Here is a 16,358-nt window from a genome sequence, read left to right on the forward strand (position 1 = left end):
CGCCGCTTTATCGGACATTCTGCGGGCCTTCCTATTGTACCAGAGATTTCCCCAAAATTCCGTCCGGCATGCAAGTTTTCGCACACAACCCCCTGAATCATGAAAAGAACCCCGTCTTCGTCCCCAAGGACCGCTCAACGGAGTTCACCCGGCGATATTCCTGAAGCATAGCGGCATAGCGGGATTTCCTTGACAATCGATCTACTCCCGCATTTTTTCGGCTAAAACCGCCCCGACTTGAATATCGAGTAAAGCAGCCAGATGACCATCAAAGCGGCGACGATAAAGCCGATCTCGATCGCAGGAATATTCCAGAGGATGGTCGGCCTGCGCGTCAATGAAGAGCCGACGATCAACCCGACCATAATGATACTGAACGCGAGAAGCACGATGCTGAAGGAGAGCCGATTCCCGATCTGATCCAGCTTCCTCAGAAATTGTTCCGTTTCGGGAACACTCATCTCCAGCTTCACCTTCCCTTTGCCGATTAAGGTGAAGAGGCGGTCAACCTGTCCGGGCAACCCCGTCAGGGCGTCCGCCAGGTCGATCGCTCCCCCGATGAACCGTTTGCCGAGGCGGCGGGTGTCGAACTTCTCGCGCAGCAGCTTCTTGCCGAACGGCTCGGCCAAATCGAGGATGCTCAAGTGCGGATCCAGGCTGATGGCCACCCCCTCCAGGGTAAGCAGCGCCTTACCTAAGAGCAGAAAATCCGGGGGAAGAATGATGCGATGCCGCTGGGCGGTCGCAAACAAATCGTTCAGCGCCTCCCCGATGCTGATTTCCGAAAACGGAATATCATAGTATCGGTCATGCAGCCGGTTCAAGTCGTTCCGCAAACCGTTCAGGTCGGCGTCTTCTTCCAGCAATCCCATCCGCAGGATGGCCCGGAGCATGCCCTCGTTGCTCCGCCGCATCAAGGCGATGACCAATGAGGATAGATGATCGCGCATCTCCGGACTGAGCCGTCCGATCATGCCGAAATCAATAAAAGCCAGCTTCCCGTCCGGCGTCATCAGCAGGTTGCCCGGATGAGGATCGGCATGGAAGAATCCGCCCGCAAATATTTGATGCAGCATGGCGTTCACCAACGCCTCAGCGATCCTTCTTGTCTCGAAACCGCCCCGTTTCAAATCAGCCAGCCGATTCAGATGAATCCCCTCAACGAAATCCATCGTCAGTACCTTGGACGTCGAACAGTGCCAATGGACGCGAGGAATGCAGATCGCTTCACTGTCCGTAAACTGTCGGCGGATTTTCTCCATATTGCGGCCCTCGATGCTGTAGTCCAGCTCCGCCGAGATGGAGCGGGCAAATTCGTCGACCATCTGAGGGATTTGATACCGCTCCACCCAGGGCCATCTTTTGTGCGCCAGGGAGGTCAAGTTCTTTAAAATATCCAAATCCCGCTCCACCTGCGGGACGACGCCGGGGCGTTGAATTTTGATGGCCACTTCTTCCCCCGTAACCAGCCTGCCCTTATGAACCTGACCGATGGACGCGGCGGCGATGGGAATTTCCTCAAAATGGTCCAGCAGTTCAGAAGCGGGCATGCCGAATTCTTCCTCTATAATGCTTAAAGATTCTTTTGCCGAAAAAGGCGGAACCTGATCCTGCAATTTTACGAGTTCGGCGATAACCGGTTCCGGAAGCAGGTCGGAGCGGGTACTGGCCAATTGACCCAGCTTAATGAACGTCGGACCGAGCTCCTCCATCACCAGGCGGATGCGTTCCGCCAACGTCAAACTCTCCGGCTCCGTTTTAAAGATCCAACGATGCGGGGCGGCAAACAGGCGGGTGAGCCCGATTTCCTCGGCCAAATAGCCAAAGCCATGGCGCCCCAGCGCCATGGCAATCTCCCGGTACCTGCCGGAATGACGGACACGGATCCCCATCGTTACGGTTGCTGCAGCTCGGCCAGTTTAATTTCCAGCTCGGCCACCCGCCGCGTCAGTTCCTCTACTTCCTTCGCCGAAGCAAGCCCCATGGTTTGAAGCACCGACTTTACTTGCTCATTCACCAATTCCTTGAAGCGGTTCTGCTCCTCCGCTCCTCTATCGATGAGACGTTCCACAAGCTGCTTGGATTCCGAAGGGGCGAGTTCACCGCGCTTGACCAAATCGTCGACAAGGCTCTCGACCTTCTCCTTGCTGACAATCGTAAGTCCCCATCCGAGCGAGATGGCCTTCTTTAACAGATCGCTCATGTTCAACATCCTTTCACCATGGAATTGAATTGCATGACAAGACAATGCACTCGTTACTTAGTAATACCCTATGACATGCCCGGATGTACTCGCAAATCCATAATTTTTTCGTTTACCGGCGATCCCGGTTCGTCCGGGCCTCGACTTCTCCGGCATAATAACGGGCCAGTTCCACCATCATGCTGCCCATCCGCTCTTCGCGGGGAGCCACGACGCAGGGAACCCCGGCCTCAAACAGCCCCTGGGCCGTTACCTTGCCGACCGCCACGGCGATCACCGGCCCTTCCAGCGCTTCCATAAGCGCCGCCAGCTTTCCTTCCCTGGAGGCGTGCTCCATCAAAAATCGGACCTGCGGCCCGCTCGTAAATGTCACGGCATCCACCTCGCCGCCGATGAGATCGGACAACAGCCGCTCCAGATCCTCGGCAGGCGGGGCCGTGTGGCGGTAGGGCAGGATCTGCCGGCATTCGGCCCCTTGCTGTTCAAGCCAGCTCGTCAACCGTGGCGCGGGATCTCCGTGCAGCTGCAGGAACACTTTTTTTCCCGCAAAAGAATGCTCCGCCAGCCCGCGGATCAATCCCTCGGTGCTGCCATCGTCATCCCGCACAAGCGGCGTAAGCTGCCGCTTTTTTAAAGCGTTCGCTGTTTTGTACCCCCTGGCGGCGATGTGCCCGCTGCGGAGAATATCCCAGTAGGCCTCGGCGATTCCCATGTCCTCGGCCATATCAAACAGCGCGTCGAGACCTGCTCCCGTGGTGAAAATCGACCATTCCGGCGGCCGGTTCACCCAAGATACGAGACCGTTCCGCAAATCCAGGTCATCGAGCAGCACCGTCCCTTGCGCCGGCCTAAAGAGAGGAGTGCCCCCCATATTCTCGACAAGCTTTCCAAGTTCCTCGGCTCTTCGCGGACCGGTGATGGCCACCCTTTTGCCCTCTAACCTGCGTGCCATAAATCTCCCCCTCCGTCTCGGCCGACCCGCGGCCGTATTCTTTATTTCAGATTAAACGACATCATGCAAGAAGTCATGCTTATTTTAAAGCCGAGTCATGATAATCGCGACGCTAGTTTCCCCCCCATCTATGAGACAACGTGGATAACATAGAATTCCTGCATATGTGCATGTTTTTTTCTTATTTGGGGTCAAAATTTCAAAATTCCTGCGATTCTGCAGGAATTTTCGACGAAACCGGCTCGTTCCTCTAAAATTGCTAGAAATTCCTGCAGATTCGCATCTTTTTTCGCATCCCCACGGGAATCGGCCTAAATGCCTGCAGATTTGCATCTTTTTGAATCTTTTTGGAGTTAGAAGTTAGAAGGTTGGAGGTGGGAAGTGTCGGGAGTACGCTAAGCACCTTGATCGCCATGGGCCTAATACGATTTGGATGTCTATGGGTGTGAAGACTGCGTACTTACCGAGTCCTCCACCCCAAATCATCGATCCATGTTAATTTGGCGCTTATACGGCTGTTCAAATTAACGGGAATTCTTCCCGTTATTTTGGTACGTAGGCGGCTGTAGAGTTGAATTAGCGGGAAAATCTCCCGTTAAATCGCCTGAAATTGTGTATTTCGGCAATAGGGCCGCGAAATAGATGGAGTTTTTCCAGCTAAATCGGATCGAAAAGCCAAGAGCGGTATATTAACGGGATATTCTCCCGTTAAATGGTGTAGACTCCGACGGTGGGAGTTTATATCTACAATTGAGGATGTTGCTTGAATGGCTGTCGACCATAAGACTTATTCGCCGATTTTAGCGGCGGCGTGGGAAACGGGGTCTAGTCTGGTACCCGCGGCTTCTCTTGCCTCCCATCGAATAACGGCCTTTTGGGCCGTTATTTCGGTCCAACTAGGCTCCACGGGCATAATAGAGGTCAAAAAGGGCCTTATTTACCTTGTACTGGCCCCAAATCAGGGTTGGACCGCTTCTTTCCAAAAATAAGCGCCTTAAAAGCCGCTATTCGGTTCCGATGAGCCAATTTCGACAAAATCGCGCCGCTAAAGACCCTTATTCACTTCCCTTACCTCAAAACGGAGTTGGCCACCGACAAATTTGCTCAAGTTTAATTTGTTTAATGAAACGCTAGTGCCTATCATCCCCGCGAAACCGAATCGGGCTGAGATCACACCAAAAGACCGCTATGATCGAGCGGCCAGGAAAAATAACAGGCGCCGGATCCAGTTCAGCACGCCGCCGCTTCTTAACTCGGCGAGTCGGCTTCAAAATGGTCGACGCCACGTCAGGTTTAATGCAACATCGGCGGGCAATTAATCCGCCAACCGATAACCCACGCCTCTTACCGTGGAAATATAAGTGGAGTTTACGGCGCGGTCGCCGAGTTTCTTGCGAAGACTTTTGATATGCACGTCCACGATGTTGCTTCCGCCCAGGAAGGAGGTGCCCCAGACCTCGGCTAGCAATTCCTCCCGCGATAGGACCCGTCCCTCCTGCTCCAGCAGCTTGACCAGCAGTTCGTACTCCGTCTTGGTCAGGGCGATTTTGGAGCCGCTGCGATAGACCGCCATCTTCTTGCGGTCGATCCACAGGTCCTTGAAGATCGCCGGAGAGGTTCCCGTTAGCAGCCGGGAAGCCTGCGCTCGCTTGCCTCCGTTTCGGATGATCCGCTGGGCGTGGTAGACAATTTCGCCGGGGCGCGCCGGCCAAAGCAACAGCTCCTGATTCATCAGCCCCTGGTCCAGACCGGAGAGCAGCCGATCATTCACCAACAGTAAGGACGGTACGTTTCCGGCCTCTTGGGCGATCGCTCTGATCGGCAGAATCTCTTCGGCATCGCGGTATGGCGTCAGATCGAAGATCAGCAGGTCCGCGGCCTGCGCATTGCGGATTCCCTGCTCCCAGTGATGGAATACCAGGACGTCGAAGCAGCCCTCCGATAAATCGCGGACAAGTTCGTGAATGCCGCCCGGAAAAGGGCTGACGAGAATAACGCGCTGCGTGACCGGACACATTTGCGGGCCGTCATAGCTCTCGTCGGTCAACGTCGTCCCGAATGCTTCGGGCCGCCTGATCGGCGTCTTATGTCCTGCAGTCATACGATCACGCTCCTTCACTTCTTCTGCCGGCATGATGGGCACACTCCTCCGAATACGACGTGGGCATGATGGACATCATAACCGGTTTCTTTGGCGACGGCTTCGCTCCATTCCTCGGGAACTTGGGTCATCACCTCGTCGACGCGACCGCATACTTCACATAAAATATGCTGGTGATCGTCCATTTTGGCATCATAACGGCTGGCGGCCTCGCCGAGCTTCAACTCGCGAATCAACTCTTTATCCGTCAAATAACGAAGGGAATTATATACCGTCCCGTAAGCAAAGTTGTAGCCTTGTTCCACCAGGCGGTTCATCACCTCGGCCGCGGTGGGATGGTCGTTCGCATTCCGGACGACATCGTAGACGGCCTGGCGCTGGGTCGTCAGATTAAGGGATTTCATATCTATGATCATTCCTTTGAAATCATTGTTTTAGAATTAGTATAAGTCTTATTTCACTATTCGTCAATTTCCCCTTTCCTGTGCCCAGTATTTGCTTTTCATTCCGTTTTCATGCGAAATCTCCGGCCTTCCTCCCGCTCGTTTCTAAAGACCTCAAGGTGGTAATAATGAGAAAAAAACGTAAGGAGGAGCAAATTCATGAACAGCACGCCGCAAGATGCAACTGGGCTGCCTCAATACCCGAAATCGCTCTGGAAGGACACGACCTCGTTTCCTTCCTTCCCCGCTCTCCAGGAGGATATCCAGACCGATGTTCTGATCGCCGGCGCGGGGATTACCGGAATCACGGCCGCTTACCTTCTGGTCAAGGCCGGACTGAGCGTTGCCGTAGTCGATGCCGGAAACATTCTGGACGGAACCACAGGCTACACCACCGCGAAAATCACCTCCCAGCACGGCATGATCTACGACAGCCTGATTTCCCATTTCGGCGAAGAGGCGGCCAGATTGTATTTCGAGGCCAATGAGGAAGCGCTGCGCTTTATGGATGAAACCGTTCGCGAGCACCGGATCGACTGTCAATTCAAACGAGAGGACGCCTACTTGTACGCCGACTCCGAAGAGCAGCTAACACAGCTCAAAAATGAATGGGCGGCTTACGAAAAGTTAAACCTTCCGGGCAAGTGGGAGGACGCTCTTCCTTTGCCGGTCGAGGCCCTCGGGGCGATCCGGATGCCGGACCAGGCCCGGTTCCATCCGCTTCAATATTTGCGCACCCTGGTGGATTTCGTGTCCGAGCATGGCGGGAAATTTTACGAGAACAGCACCGTGGCGGATTCCGCGGAAGAAATGGGCGACGGAAAACTGCTGCTCAAGACGGAGTCCGGCGTCATCATTACCTGCCGCCACGCAATTTCCGCCTCGCATTATCCATTTTTCGACGGCGGCGGGCTTTACTTTACCCGGCTTCATGCCGACCGCTCCTACGCGGTGGCCATCGAGCCGGAAACGCCGTTTGAAGGCGGCATGTACATCAACTGCGGAAATCCGAAGCGATCGCTCCGCGCCGCCGAGTTCGACGGCAAGCAGTTGATTCTGGTCGGAGGCGAATCGCATAAAACCGGACAAAGCGACTGTACGATCAAGCATTACGAAGAGCTGGAAAAGTTCGGCGGCTTGACTTTCGGCATCAAGTCGATCCCTTACCGTTGGTCCGCGCAGGATCTGGTCACCATCGACCAAGTACCGTACATCGGGCCGGTGACTTCAGACCATCCCCGGATTTATGTAGCAACCGGCTTCGCCAAATGGGGCATGACCAGCGGCACCTTGTCCGCCCTGCTTCTGTCCGATTTGATTCAGGGAAAAGAGAACCGCTATGCGGATTTATTCACCCCTTCCAGATTCAAAGCCAACCCGAGCATCAAAAACATCGCGGTGCAGAATGTCGACGTCGCCAAACAGTTGATTGCCGGGAAGGTGGAAATCATCCACCGCAGGCCGGAGGAACTCGGTCCGGACGAAGGGGGTACCGTACGGCACCTCGGCAAAAGGGCGGGCGCTTACAGAGACCCCGACGGCCATCTTCACCTCGTGGACACAACCTGTACGCATATGGGGTGCGAATGTAATTGGAATCAGGCCGAACGCACCTGGGATTGCCCTTGCCACGGCTCCCGGTTCGATCACACGGGAGCCGTCATCGAGGGTCCGGCAACGGAAAACCTTAAGCCGCTCAGTGCCCAGTAAACAAACGCAAACTCTTCTTCATCAAAACGAGGCGACCGGAGAACGCGATTTATCCGGCTCGCCTCTTTTTTGGCTTCGGTCTAATCTGTGTTCACTATGTTGCATTATTCAGTACTGTGTGGTAGTATGTTCCCGATGATACTAATCAATATTCAGTACTGATGTTCAATAAACAGCGGAAATGAGGCGATGTCGTTGGATATAAGCGTCCAATTCAAGAAAGGCGCCTTGGAATTATGCGTTCTGGTGCTGATCCACGAACATGACCGTTACGGTTATGAACTGGCCCAATCCGTCTCCCAGCATATCGAGGTCGCGGAAGGCGCCCTGTATCCCCTGCTCCGCAGGCTGGTGGGTGAAGGGTATTGCACGACCTATCTGCAGGAATCTTCGGAAGGACCACCGCGCAAATATTACAAGCTGACACCCGAAGGTGAAAGTTACATGCGGAAGCTCGTCGTGGAGTGGAAGCAATTCGTCAAAAGTGTATCAAATCTAATCGAGAGAGGAAGCCGCTTATGAATAAGAGCGAATTTTTAGCCCAACTTCATGATCATTTGTCGGTTTTGCCGCCGGAAGAACGCCAAGAGTTGATGGAAGACTACGAAGCTCACTTCACCTTTGCCCTGCAAAACGGCAAGACGGAAGAAGAGATTGCCATGGAACTCGGCAATCCGGCCGAACTGGCCAAAGAAGCCATCGACGGGCGCTTTTCCGCCAAAGAACCCGTATACTGGTTCAATCCGAACGCCGTACCCGAACCGACGGGTCCCCCGATCGCTTCGGCGGCAAGACCGGGCCGCAGTGGATTCGCCTCGGCGATGGTGTATACCGGGCTTTTCTTTTTGAATATGGTTGCCGTTCCGCTGCTGATCTCGCTCTGGATGCTCGGAGTCAGCCTGGCCACGGCCGCGGCTGGCATGCTGCTCAGCCCGGTGTCGCTCGGCCTCGAATATCTCGTCGGCAACAGCGTTTTACCGGCCAAGAACTATGCCGTTCTCGTTCTTATGGGATTAGGCATCCTTCTGGCGCTCGCGTCGAAGCCGGTTTTTAAATGGTTGATCCGTATTAGCAAATCGTATTGGACATGGAATGTTCAAACGGCACATGGAGGGAATAAAGCATGAGAAGGAACACGAAAAAATGGTCCGTCGTGGCCATCGCTTTGATTATTGCGGGTTTTGCCGGCATGGCTTACCAAGGCTTCAAATTCGGGGAGGAAAAGCCGCATTTTGAACAAAAATGGGTGGTTTCCGATCTCCAATCCTTGAAAGTGGACAGCAACTACGATATGGACGTTGAGTTTATCGAAAGCCCGGACGGAACCGACTATATCGAGCTCAGCGGCAACATGGATCAGGGGCTGATCGACAAATTAAAGAACAGTTCTTTTACGGGGCCCGACGTAACGATGAGCTTAAAGGAAGACTTCAAACTGACCTTCCTCTCCATTAACTTTCAAAGTTCGAGGCAGCATATGACCGTCGCCCTGGCTGACCCCGGCATGATCGATCGGATCAAGTTCAATCTGCTGTCCAACAGCGGCCGGTTTACAGGGCTTCGCGCCAAGGATATTGAACTGACGACCACTTCGGGGAATCTGACCGCCACCGATGTAACAACCGAACATTTGCGGCTTAAGGCTACGTCGGGTAATCTCGAAGCCTCCGACGTCCAGGGGGAAACCGAGATTAAAAACGGATCCGGCAATATTAAGGTGGGGAATCTGGAGGGAAAACTGGCCGCGCACGGCACCTCCGGCAATCTTTCGTTCGATGGCGTGAACGGATCGATTGAAGTCGGCTTGACCTCCGGCGATATTGATATTAATAATTTTACCGGAGACGGATCCATCAAAAATCAATCCGGCAGCGTCACGCTGACCGGCCAGCGCTCCGATTCCCTGGATATTTCCGTCACTTCGGGCGACGTTAGGCTATCCAACGACCCCGGCTTCCAAGGCATCTACGATTTGAAGGCAACCTCCGGGGATGTGCATGCCCCCGACTCCCCGATGGTTACGAAGGATGTCATCAAGGTGAGAACCACGTCGGGAAATATCTCGATCAAATAAAAAAAGGGTTGAGCCCCCGGCCATCCGGGGGTCCAACCCTTCTATTTATGCGGGATTTAGGCAATTTCCTGGGCCGATTCCAGCGCGATCGCTTCGCGGTAAGCCTCCAGGGAATAAAATATCACCGTCTCCATCATCTGACGATCTTGAACAGGCACCAGATTACGCGCGTAATCCCAAGCGTTCTCCTCGATCCGCAGGGCAATCCGCTTTCGTTCCAACCCGGTTTGACACATATCCATCTCTTCGCTTAATTCGCTTAACATAGGATCTTCGGCATGCCCGAGCTCATGGGCGAACACGATGCGCAGCATCGCCTCATACCCGTCGAGCGAACCGAACAGCGTCATGCATTGCTTCTTGATTTCGCCAAGGTACATCGTAACCGAGTGGTCCCCGATGCTGTATTTCCCGCCGACGTTGCGCCCTCCAGGAAACCTGGATTTTATATTAACGGAAACCCCGCTGCCTGACATGTCCAGCAATTCGTCAAAAATTCGCTTCGCTGTTGTTCTTTCCAATTAGGCTCCCCTTATCCTTTATAAAATTGACGTAATCGCAGCCGCAAAACAAACGGCCGCTTTTTTTGTCTATCGAAGATTATATAGGAAAAAAAGGAGGAAATAAACAACAAACCAACTATTACCCGATAAAAAGCGCTCTGAAACATTAAAATTTTGTGAAGCTAAATGGCTGTCTATGCTTGATTTTTCCAACTTCTTCTCGTATACTCTTTACATCTTGTTCAGAAAAGGAGGTGGGTAGAGTGGATCGCAAGTTTGCGTGGAGTCGAGTGGGCCAACTGCCATTGGTAATGTTTGGCATTACCTATGCTGTATCTGTCAACGGGATAGGTCTGTCCATTTTTAAGAACTCGATATCCAACAACTATTGCGAAATGCCGCTCCTACCCTGACCTCACGGATTAAGTTTAATACGTGTGTTCGGAAGGCTGCAGGATTTCCTGCAGCCTTCTTTTGTTATTCTTCGGAGCGGCGAATTCCGAAGGAGAGAAAATACGATGATAATTCAATGTAACCATATCCAGAAATATTACGGTGCCGAGCTGGTGCTCAGCGATGTATCGTTCGAAATCAAGGAAGGCGAAACCGTGGGCCTGATCGGCAGAAACGGAACGGGCAAAACTACGCTCATGCGGCTTCTCACTGGCAGCGAAGCCCCCGACCAAGGCCAACTTAGCATCCGCAAGGGGGCCGTCATCGCCTCCCTGGCCCAAATCCCCGACTACGGCAACGAAGAAACCGTTTATGGCGTGCTGCAGTCAGCCTTTCAACCTCTGCTGGAGGCCCGGGCCGAGATGACCAGGCTCGAGGAAGAGATGTCCGCCATGGCCGCGGCCGGACGGGAATCCCATATGGAGCCGCTGCTGAAGCAGTACGGCCGCCTTCAGGAAAGCTTCGAGCGCGGCGGCGGATACGAGATGGAGGCCAACATCGAGCGGATCGCGGCGGGCATCGGCATTCCGGAGCAGCAATACGCGCGTCCTTTCGCCTCCTTGTCGGGCGGAGAGAAGACCAAGGTTGGCCTGGCCGTCATCCTGCTGCAAAACCCGGATCTCCTGCTCCTCGATGAGCCGACCAATCATCTCGATATGTCCGCTATCGAGTGGCTGGAGGGCTTTATTCGCTCCTTTGGCGGCACCGTCGTGGTTATCTCCCATGACCGGTATTTCCTGGACGCGGTGGCGGAAAAAATCATCGAAATCGAAGATGGCGAAGCCTTCACCTACCACTGCAACTACAGCAAGTATAAGGAAGAGAAGGAAGCTCGGCTGCTACAGCAGTTTGCGGATTACCAAGAGCAGCAAAAGAAAATCAAAAAGATGCAGGAAACCATCAAGCAGCTGATCGAGTGGGGAAATCGCTCGAATCCGCCGAACCCTGGATTTCATCGGCGCGCCGCTTCCATGCAAAAGGCGCTCGACCGGATGGTCAAGCTGAAAAAGCCAATCCTGGAGCGTAAGCGCATCGACCTCCAGTTGGAACAGTCGGACCGGTCGGGTAAGGACGCGATTATCCTGTCCGAGGTCGGCCAATCCGCTGGAGGGCGCGTGCTGTATCGGGGGATTACCCGGACGCTGCGGTACGGGGAATCCGCCGCGCTGATCGGTGCTAACGGCACCGGCAAGAGTACGCTGCTGAAAAGCATCCTTGGTCGACAAACCCCGGATGAAGGGGAAATTCGGCTCGGGGCGCGGGTGGATACCGGCTACCTGGCCCAGGAATCCGCCCCTGCCGACGAGGACGGCACCGTGCTGCAGTACTTCCGCGACGAACTCGGCATGGAGACCGGGGAGGCCCGGAATCAGCTGGCGCGCTTCCTCTTTTACGGCAGCGACGTGTTCAAAAAGGTGAGCAGCCTGTCCGGCGGGGAATGGACCCGGCTGAGATTGGCGATCCTCATGTACCGCAAGCCGAACCTGCTGCTGCTCGACGAGCCGACCAACCATCTGGATATCGACTCGCGCGAAGCGCTGGAAGAAGCGCTGGAAGAATATGCCGGCACCCTGCTCGCCGTTTCGCATGACCGGTATTTCATCAACAAAATCGCCGGGCAGGTGTGGCATCTGGAGCACGGGCAGCTCCGCGTCACGATCGGCAACTTCGACGACTTCCGCGCGGAGCGGCTGAAGCAGGAGACGGCCGCGGCCGGAGCGGCGGCGACTAGGGCGGGTACCGGGCCGCAGGCGGCGGAAACGCCGGCGAGCCCCGCGAAGCCCGAGCCGCGGGCGGGCGGCGACGCGGACAGGGCCAGCAGCGGGCCGAAGGCTGGCGAAGGCGGCAGGCCGAAGGCCAATCCGGCGGCGGTAAGCAAGCTGGAGCGCGACATCGCCGCCGCGGAAGCGGAGCTGGCCGCGGTCGACGCGGCCATGCTGGCGCCGGAGGCCGCCTGCGACGCGGGGCGGCTGAGCGAGCTGCAGGCGGCCCGCGATGAAATCCAGCATCGAATCGATGAAATGCTGGAACAATATTTGGGCATGGTCGAATGATTTCGGTCCCATGCCTCTATGGTTAAAACTTTTGGCCGGCAGTCATGCCGGCCGCTTTCTTTTTCCAAGCTGCAACTTTACGGGCCTCATCAGCGTCGTACCATTGTGTCCGTTCTTTAATGGCTATAAACTGATATAATGGGTTTGAAAGTAAATGAAAAAGAATCAGAACAAAAGGAGTGGGTCATTTGTTCTCACTATCGGGAATGAACTGGAAGGACCGGCGGCTGTTATTCGGTCTGATTGCATTTGTAGCCATTCTTTCCAGTATTATCGTCCTCGTATATAACGATTACTTTCTGCTGGGGGATCCGATTAAGCCCAACAATGACGATGTCAAATACATTAAAAGCTCACGGTTGCTGCTGAATGAAGGGGTTCTGGCCTACAACACGAAGGATCAGCCTTCCGCCTTCATCATGCCCGGCATGCCGTTTCTGTTGGCCGGATTTATGGCCATCTTCGGCCAGGACCAGGGCGGCGTAATCGCCTTCCGGTTGTTTCAATGCCTGGAACAGGCCTTCTCCGTCTACCTGATCTTCTGGATCGGCCGGCGTATATTTAATACGCGGGTGGGTCTGATCGCCGCGGGGATCAGCGCGCTGTATTTGCCCGACTATTTTTCGTCCGGCGTCATATTGTCGGAAACGACCTTCCGCATGCTGCTGTTGCTGATGGTGTGTGTCACGATTCTGGCGGTGGAAAAAGACCGGACGAGCCTCTATATTTGGCTCGCCGTTTTGACCGCGGCCGCGGCCTATTTTAAACCGCACGCTTCCCTCTATCCCGCCGTTCTACTCGTGCTGTGGTGGAGGGACAAGCTGCCTTGGCGGCTGATGCTGAAGTATATGTCGCTGATGATCCTCGTCTATGCGGCTTTGCTGACGCCATGGTGGATTCGGAACTGGATCACGTTTCATGAATTCATTCTGTTCACCAATTCTGGCGGTAGCCCATTTTTGCTCGGAACGCGGATTCGGGGACAACTGCCCCCGCCCGGCTTCTTTGAGGCTTATCCGCAGTATGATCCGGAAACGATATTCCAAGGGGCCGACAGTTCCGCCGTGCAAAAAGGCAAGGATATTATCGCCTACGGCTTCAAGCACGAGCCGCTGAAATATCTATACTGGTTCACGATCGGCAGATGGGTCGAGCTGTACTTCCATCCGTTCTATTCCCGTCCGTTCTGGCCGGTGAGCCGGCCGGTGATGAACGTGATTCAGATCGGGCTGATGGTCGTCAACATGATCGGCATCGTTTGGGCACTGCTCAAATGCCGCCTTTCCCGGCTGCTTCCGCTGCTGCTGGCGTTGGGCTATTTTACGGTGATTTATCTTCCGTTCGTCGCTTTTAACCGTTACGGGTACCCGAACATGGCGCTTCTGATCTTGTTCGGCTCGTTCCTGATCGAACGACTGCTGTCGCGGTTTCTGCCCCGGCGGCCTGACATAAACGACTTAAGGGGGCCCTATTTGTCATGAAGACGCTGATCATTATTCCCGCATACAATGAAGAGGGCAGCATCGCCGGCGTGATTCAGGACATACATCGGCACGCTCCGAAAGCCGACGTTATCGTGGTCAACGACGGGTCAACCGACCGGACCGCGGAGCTCGCCGCCGCAGCCGGAGCCAAGGTGCTGACGCTGCCCTACAATGTGGGGATCGGCGGCGGCATGCAGACGGGCTATCTGTACGCCCAGCGAATGGGCTATGACATTGCGGTGCAAATGGACGCCGACGGCCAGCATCCGGCCGAGGAACTGCCCAAGCTGATTGCGAAGGCTCGCGAGGCCGATCTGGTCATCGGCTCCCGGTACGTGGAGACGACGTCCTACCGTTCCTCGCGGATGCGCCGCGCGGGGATGGTGTTCTTCTCCGGGCTGGTTTCGCTGGTGACCGGACAGCGGTTTACCGATACGACCAGCGGCTTCCGGGCCGCCGGGCGCAAAGTGATTGAACTGTACGCGGCCTACTATCCGATCGACTATCCCGAGGTGGAATCGATTGTCTATCTGAAGCGAAAAGGATGCCGCATAACCGAGGTGGCGACGGAAATGCATCACCGGAAAGCGGGCAAATCCTCGATTACCCCTTGGAAATCGGTATATTATATGGTTAAAGTAACGTTAGCCGTTCTGATGAGCGCGATCCGATATGACCGCGGACCGGCGGTGTCCAAGCTATGAGCATATATGCGCTGTCGGTCGGACTTGCCTTTCTGTTTCTGCTGCTGGTGCTCGAGCTGGTACGGCGGCAAAAGCTGAAGGAGCAGTACTCCCTGCTGTGGATTTTGTTCAGCGTCGTCCTGTTGATCATTTCGTTTAACGTTACATTGATCGAATGGATCGCCGATCGTCTCGGCGTAAAATACGCGCCGGCGCTTCTGTTTCTGTTCGGCCTTTTATTCTGCTTCGCCTTTATACTTCATTTGACGATCGTCATTACGCGGCTGTCCGCTCAAGTGCTGCGTCTCACTCAGGAGTTGACGATTCTTAAGGAACGGGAGGCTCTCCATGGACAAAACGATTAGTTATCTGCTTCTGCTAGGGAATATTGTGCTTCTGGTCACGGGCCAGATGCTGTTTAAAATCGGGCTTGGCCGTTCGGGCGGACTGCACTGGGTCAAGCTGGCGACATCGCCCGCCGTCATCGGCGGGGTCGCGCTGTACGGCATCGCCACCCTGCTCTGGTTCGCGGTGCTGACACGGATGCCGCTGAGCGTGGCGTACCCGATGCAGGCGTTCGCTTACGTACTGGCTATGATCCCCGCCTATTTCATGTTCAACGAAACGATTACGCCGACCAAGTTGGCCGGGGTAGCCGTCATCCTGATCGGGGTTTACCTGCTCGCCCGATCTTAATCGGCGAACGCCGTCTTCGCCCCCCCCTCTGTACAAAGTGAGGAGGGGGATCTCGCCGGGCGGGTGGAACAAAAAGTGCCGGAACCCCCTGCATGGGGGCGGGTACTTTTTTTGTATGTGCCGCTCACTTACGTCCACTTTTTAACGGGAAAACCTCCTGTTATTTCTCTGCTCAAGCTCCCTCGACATGAATTACCTGGAAAAATGCCTTCTATTTTGCGGCCCAATCGCAATATTCGTTAATTTCAAGCGTATTAGCGGGAAGTTTTCCAGCTAATTGGCCTCTGCGCCGAAAATGGCTCCGATTAACGGGAGGATTTCCCGTTAATTGCGTCTCCTCCCTCCCCGGGAAACGGTGAGATGCCCGGGAGTGGGAATGCCCGGATGTGGACGGGGGAGTAAAGCGTGCTTGGTGGGCTTGGTGGGATTTGGTGTACTAGGTTACTCTGCGTGCTCGTATACTCTGAGCGCTCAGAGTACTGGGGTGCTCAGTGTGCTCAGTGTGCTCGGAGTGCTCGGGGCACTCGGTTACTCTGCGCGCTCGTAAACTCTGTGCACTCAGAGTATTCGGGTGCTCGGAGGTGCTCGATATGCTCAGTTTACCGGTCTACTTGGTGCAATCAGGGCACTCGGTGCTCGGTGGATTCGGTGGTTCGGTGGATTCGGTGGTTCGGTGGGTTCGGTGCACTCGGTACTCAACATCGGTGCTCATTATACTCAGTGAGTTCGGTGCATCGATGAGCTCAATGTACTCAGTGGGTTCGTGTGGAGGCCGGGGCTCCGTTGATCAGAACGGGAAAGGGGCCTTCAAGTTGAGTACTTAAAAGCCCCCCATCCAGGGTGTACCGGCGCCCCATAGTAAAAAGATGCAAATCCGGCGAGGCCCCCTTATTTCGGAGTCCTACCCTACAATGTTTATGAATTCACAGGATTGCTCCTTATTCTGCCGTATTACACCGCTCTATGAAAGGCAGAGGTGTCTTTCAGTGTCCTCACCCATAT

At 54.8% G+C, this 16,358-nt stretch carries 16 protein-coding genes; 10 read left to right on the forward strand and 6 right to left on the reverse strand.

Features of this window, described 5'->3' with window-relative positions:
* Nucleotides 1-221 precede the first annotated feature (221 nt).
* The 5 genes from LBW89_RS13760 to LBW89_RS13780 all read right to left on the reverse strand — a co-directional run bounded on the left by LBW89_RS13760 (nucleotide 222) and on the right by LBW89_RS13780 (nucleotide 5,660).
* Complete coding sequence (locus LBW89_RS13760) at nucleotides 222-1,892, reverse strand: ABC1 kinase family protein (RefSeq protein ID WP_225039361.1); 1,671 nt, start codon at nucleotides 1,890-1,892, stop codon at nucleotides 222-224.
* 2 nt (nucleotides 1,893-1,894) lie between these two features.
* Nucleotides 1,895-2,203, reverse strand: coding sequence for a phasin family protein (locus LBW89_RS13765; protein ID WP_148453101.1), 309 nt, complete (start codon nucleotides 2,201-2,203; stop codon nucleotides 1,895-1,897).
* A 112-nt stretch (nucleotides 2,204-2,315) separates the two neighbouring features.
* Entirely contained in the window at nucleotides 2,316-3,155 is an 840-nt protein-coding gene (locus LBW89_RS13770; RefSeq protein ID WP_225039362.1) for a uroporphyrinogen-III synthase, read from the reverse strand.
* Nucleotides 3,156-4,470: 1,315 nt separating this feature from the next.
* Nucleotides 4,471-5,289, reverse strand: coding sequence for a winged-helix domain-containing protein (locus LBW89_RS13775; protein ID WP_148453106.1), 819 nt, complete (start codon nucleotides 5,287-5,289; stop codon nucleotides 4,471-4,473).
* The gene (locus LBW89_RS13780) at nucleotides 5,271-5,660 is read right to left on the reverse strand and encodes a Fur family transcriptional regulator (RefSeq protein WP_148453109.1); all 390 of its coding nucleotides are present in this window, start codon (nucleotides 5,658-5,660) and stop codon (nucleotides 5,271-5,273) included. The genes LBW89_RS13775 and LBW89_RS13780 overlap by 19 nt, the downstream gene beginning before the upstream one ends.
* Nucleotides 5,661-5,858: 198 nt before the next feature.
* Here LBW89_RS13780 and LBW89_RS13785 point away from each other — a divergent pair, with 198 nt between their 5' ends.
* The 4 genes from LBW89_RS13785 to LBW89_RS13800 all read left to right on the forward strand — a co-directional run bounded on the left by LBW89_RS13785 (nucleotide 5,859) and on the right by LBW89_RS13800 (nucleotide 9,483).
* Nucleotides 5,859-7,409, forward strand: coding sequence for an FAD-dependent oxidoreductase (locus LBW89_RS13785; protein ID WP_148453111.1), 1,551 nt, complete (start codon nucleotides 5,859-5,861; stop codon nucleotides 7,407-7,409).
* A gap of 195 nt (nucleotides 7,410-7,604) precedes the next feature.
* The gene (locus LBW89_RS13790) at nucleotides 7,605-7,931 is read left to right on the forward strand and encodes a PadR family transcriptional regulator (protein ID WP_148453114.1); all 327 of its coding nucleotides are present in this window, start codon (nucleotides 7,605-7,607) and stop codon (nucleotides 7,929-7,931) included.
* On the forward strand, nucleotides 7,928-8,536 hold the full coding sequence (locus LBW89_RS13795; RefSeq protein WP_148453117.1) for a DUF1700 domain-containing protein: 609 nt from the start codon (nucleotides 7,928-7,930) through the stop codon (nucleotides 8,534-8,536). The genes LBW89_RS13790 and LBW89_RS13795 overlap by 4 nt, the downstream gene beginning before the upstream one ends.
* Nucleotides 8,533-9,483 (forward strand): DUF4097 family beta strand repeat-containing protein, encoded by a 951-nt coding sequence (locus LBW89_RS13800; protein WP_148453119.1) that lies wholly within the window; start codon nucleotides 8,533-8,535, stop codon nucleotides 9,481-9,483. Before LBW89_RS13795 ends, LBW89_RS13800 begins: the two co-directional genes overlap by 4 nt.
* 56 nt (nucleotides 9,484-9,539) lie before the next feature.
* Here the strand turns inward: LBW89_RS13800 and LBW89_RS13805 are convergent, their stop codons facing one another.
* Nucleotides 9,540-10,004, reverse strand: a complete 465-nt coding sequence (locus tag LBW89_RS13805; protein WP_211373305.1) for a hypothetical protein — start codon at nucleotides 10,002-10,004, stop codon at nucleotides 9,540-9,542.
* Nucleotides 10,005-10,297: 293 nt separating this feature from the next.
* On the opposite strand from LBW89_RS13805, the gene LBW89_RS27720 reads away from it, so the two are divergent.
* From LBW89_RS27720 to LBW89_RS13830, 6 genes are all read left to right on the forward strand, one after another.
* Nucleotides 10,298-10,399, forward strand: a complete 102-nt coding sequence (locus tag LBW89_RS27720) for an RAxF-45 family protein (protein WP_306433503.1) — start codon at nucleotides 10,298-10,300, stop codon at nucleotides 10,397-10,399.
* 105 nt (nucleotides 10,400-10,504) lie between these two features.
* Entirely contained in the window at nucleotides 10,505-12,493 is a 1,989-nt protein-coding gene (gene abc-f / locus LBW89_RS13810; RefSeq protein ID WP_148453122.1) for a ribosomal protection-like ABC-F family protein, read from the forward strand.
* A gap of 188 nt (nucleotides 12,494-12,681) precedes the next feature.
* Nucleotides 12,682-13,974: an ArnT family glycosyltransferase gene (locus tag LBW89_RS13815; protein ID WP_225039363.1), complete on the forward strand. Its 1,293-nt coding sequence runs from the start codon at nucleotides 12,682-12,684 to the stop codon at nucleotides 13,972-13,974.
* Entirely contained in the window at nucleotides 13,971-14,681 is a 711-nt protein-coding gene (locus LBW89_RS13820; RefSeq protein ID WP_148453125.1) for a glycosyltransferase family 2 protein, read from the forward strand. Before LBW89_RS13815 ends, LBW89_RS13820 begins: the two co-directional genes overlap by 4 nt.
* Complete coding sequence (locus LBW89_RS13825; RefSeq protein ID WP_148453128.1) at nucleotides 14,678-15,025, forward strand: DUF2304 domain-containing protein; 348 nt, start codon at nucleotides 14,678-14,680, stop codon at nucleotides 15,023-15,025. The genes LBW89_RS13820 and LBW89_RS13825 overlap by 4 nt, the downstream gene beginning before the upstream one ends.
* The gene (locus tag LBW89_RS13830; RefSeq protein WP_148453132.1) at nucleotides 15,009-15,356 is read left to right on the forward strand and encodes an EamA family transporter; all 348 of its coding nucleotides are present in this window, start codon (nucleotides 15,009-15,011) and stop codon (nucleotides 15,354-15,356) included. Before LBW89_RS13825 ends, LBW89_RS13830 begins: the two co-directional genes overlap by 17 nt.
* Nucleotides 15,357-16,358 lie beyond the last annotated feature (1,002 nt).

This window comes from Paenibacillus sp. alder61, assembly GCF_020179875.1.
In the GTDB taxonomy this organism is placed as follows: Bacteria; Bacillota; Bacilli; order Paenibacillales; family Paenibacillaceae; genus Fontibacillus; species Fontibacillus faecis.

What these genes read in the sequence shown, in the direction of transcription:
- LBW89_RS13760 (WP_225039361.1), bottom strand. Translation starts at nt 1,892, where the DNA reads ATGGGGATCCGTGTCCGTCATTCCGGCAGGTACCGGGAGATTGCCATG.
- LBW89_RS13765 (WP_148453101.1), bottom strand. Translation starts at nt 2,203, where the DNA reads ATGAGCGATCTGTTAAAGAAGGCCATCTCGCTCGGATGGGGACTTACG.
- LBW89_RS13770 (WP_225039362.1), bottom strand. Translation starts at nt 3,155, where the DNA reads ATGGCACGCAGGTTAGAGGGCAAAAGGGTGGCCATCACCGGTCCGCGA.
- LBW89_RS13775 (WP_148453106.1), bottom strand. Translation starts at nt 5,289, where the DNA reads ATGCCGGCAGAAGAAGTGAAGGAGCGTGATCGTATGACTGCAGGACAT.
- LBW89_RS13780 (WP_148453109.1), bottom strand. Translation starts at nt 5,660, where the DNA reads ATGAAATCCCTTAATCTGACGACCCAGCGCCAGGCCGTCTACGATGTC.
- LBW89_RS13785 (WP_148453111.1), top strand. Translation starts at nt 5,859, where the DNA reads ATGAACAGCACGCCGCAAGATGCAACTGGGCTGCCTCAATACCCGAAA.
- LBW89_RS13795 (WP_148453117.1), top strand. Translation starts at nt 7,928, where the DNA reads ATGAATAAGAGCGAATTTTTAGCCCAACTTCATGATCATTTGTCGGTT.
- LBW89_RS13800 (WP_148453119.1), top strand. Translation starts at nt 8,533, where the DNA reads ATGAGAAGGAACACGAAAAAATGGTCCGTCGTGGCCATCGCTTTGATT.
- LBW89_RS27720 (WP_306433503.1), top strand. Translation starts at nt 10,298, where the DNA reads ATGTTTGGCATTACCTATGCTGTATCTGTCAACGGGATAGGTCTGTCC.
- abc-f (WP_148453122.1), top strand. Translation starts at nt 10,505, where the DNA reads ATGATAATTCAATGTAACCATATCCAGAAATATTACGGTGCCGAGCTG.
- LBW89_RS13820 (WP_148453125.1), top strand. Translation starts at nt 13,971, where the DNA reads ATGAAGACGCTGATCATTATTCCCGCATACAATGAAGAGGGCAGCATC.
- LBW89_RS13825 (WP_148453128.1), top strand. Translation starts at nt 14,678, where the DNA reads ATGAGCATATATGCGCTGTCGGTCGGACTTGCCTTTCTGTTTCTGCTG.
- LBW89_RS13830 (WP_148453132.1), top strand. Translation starts at nt 15,009, where the DNA reads ATGGACAAAACGATTAGTTATCTGCTTCTGCTAGGGAATATTGTGCTT.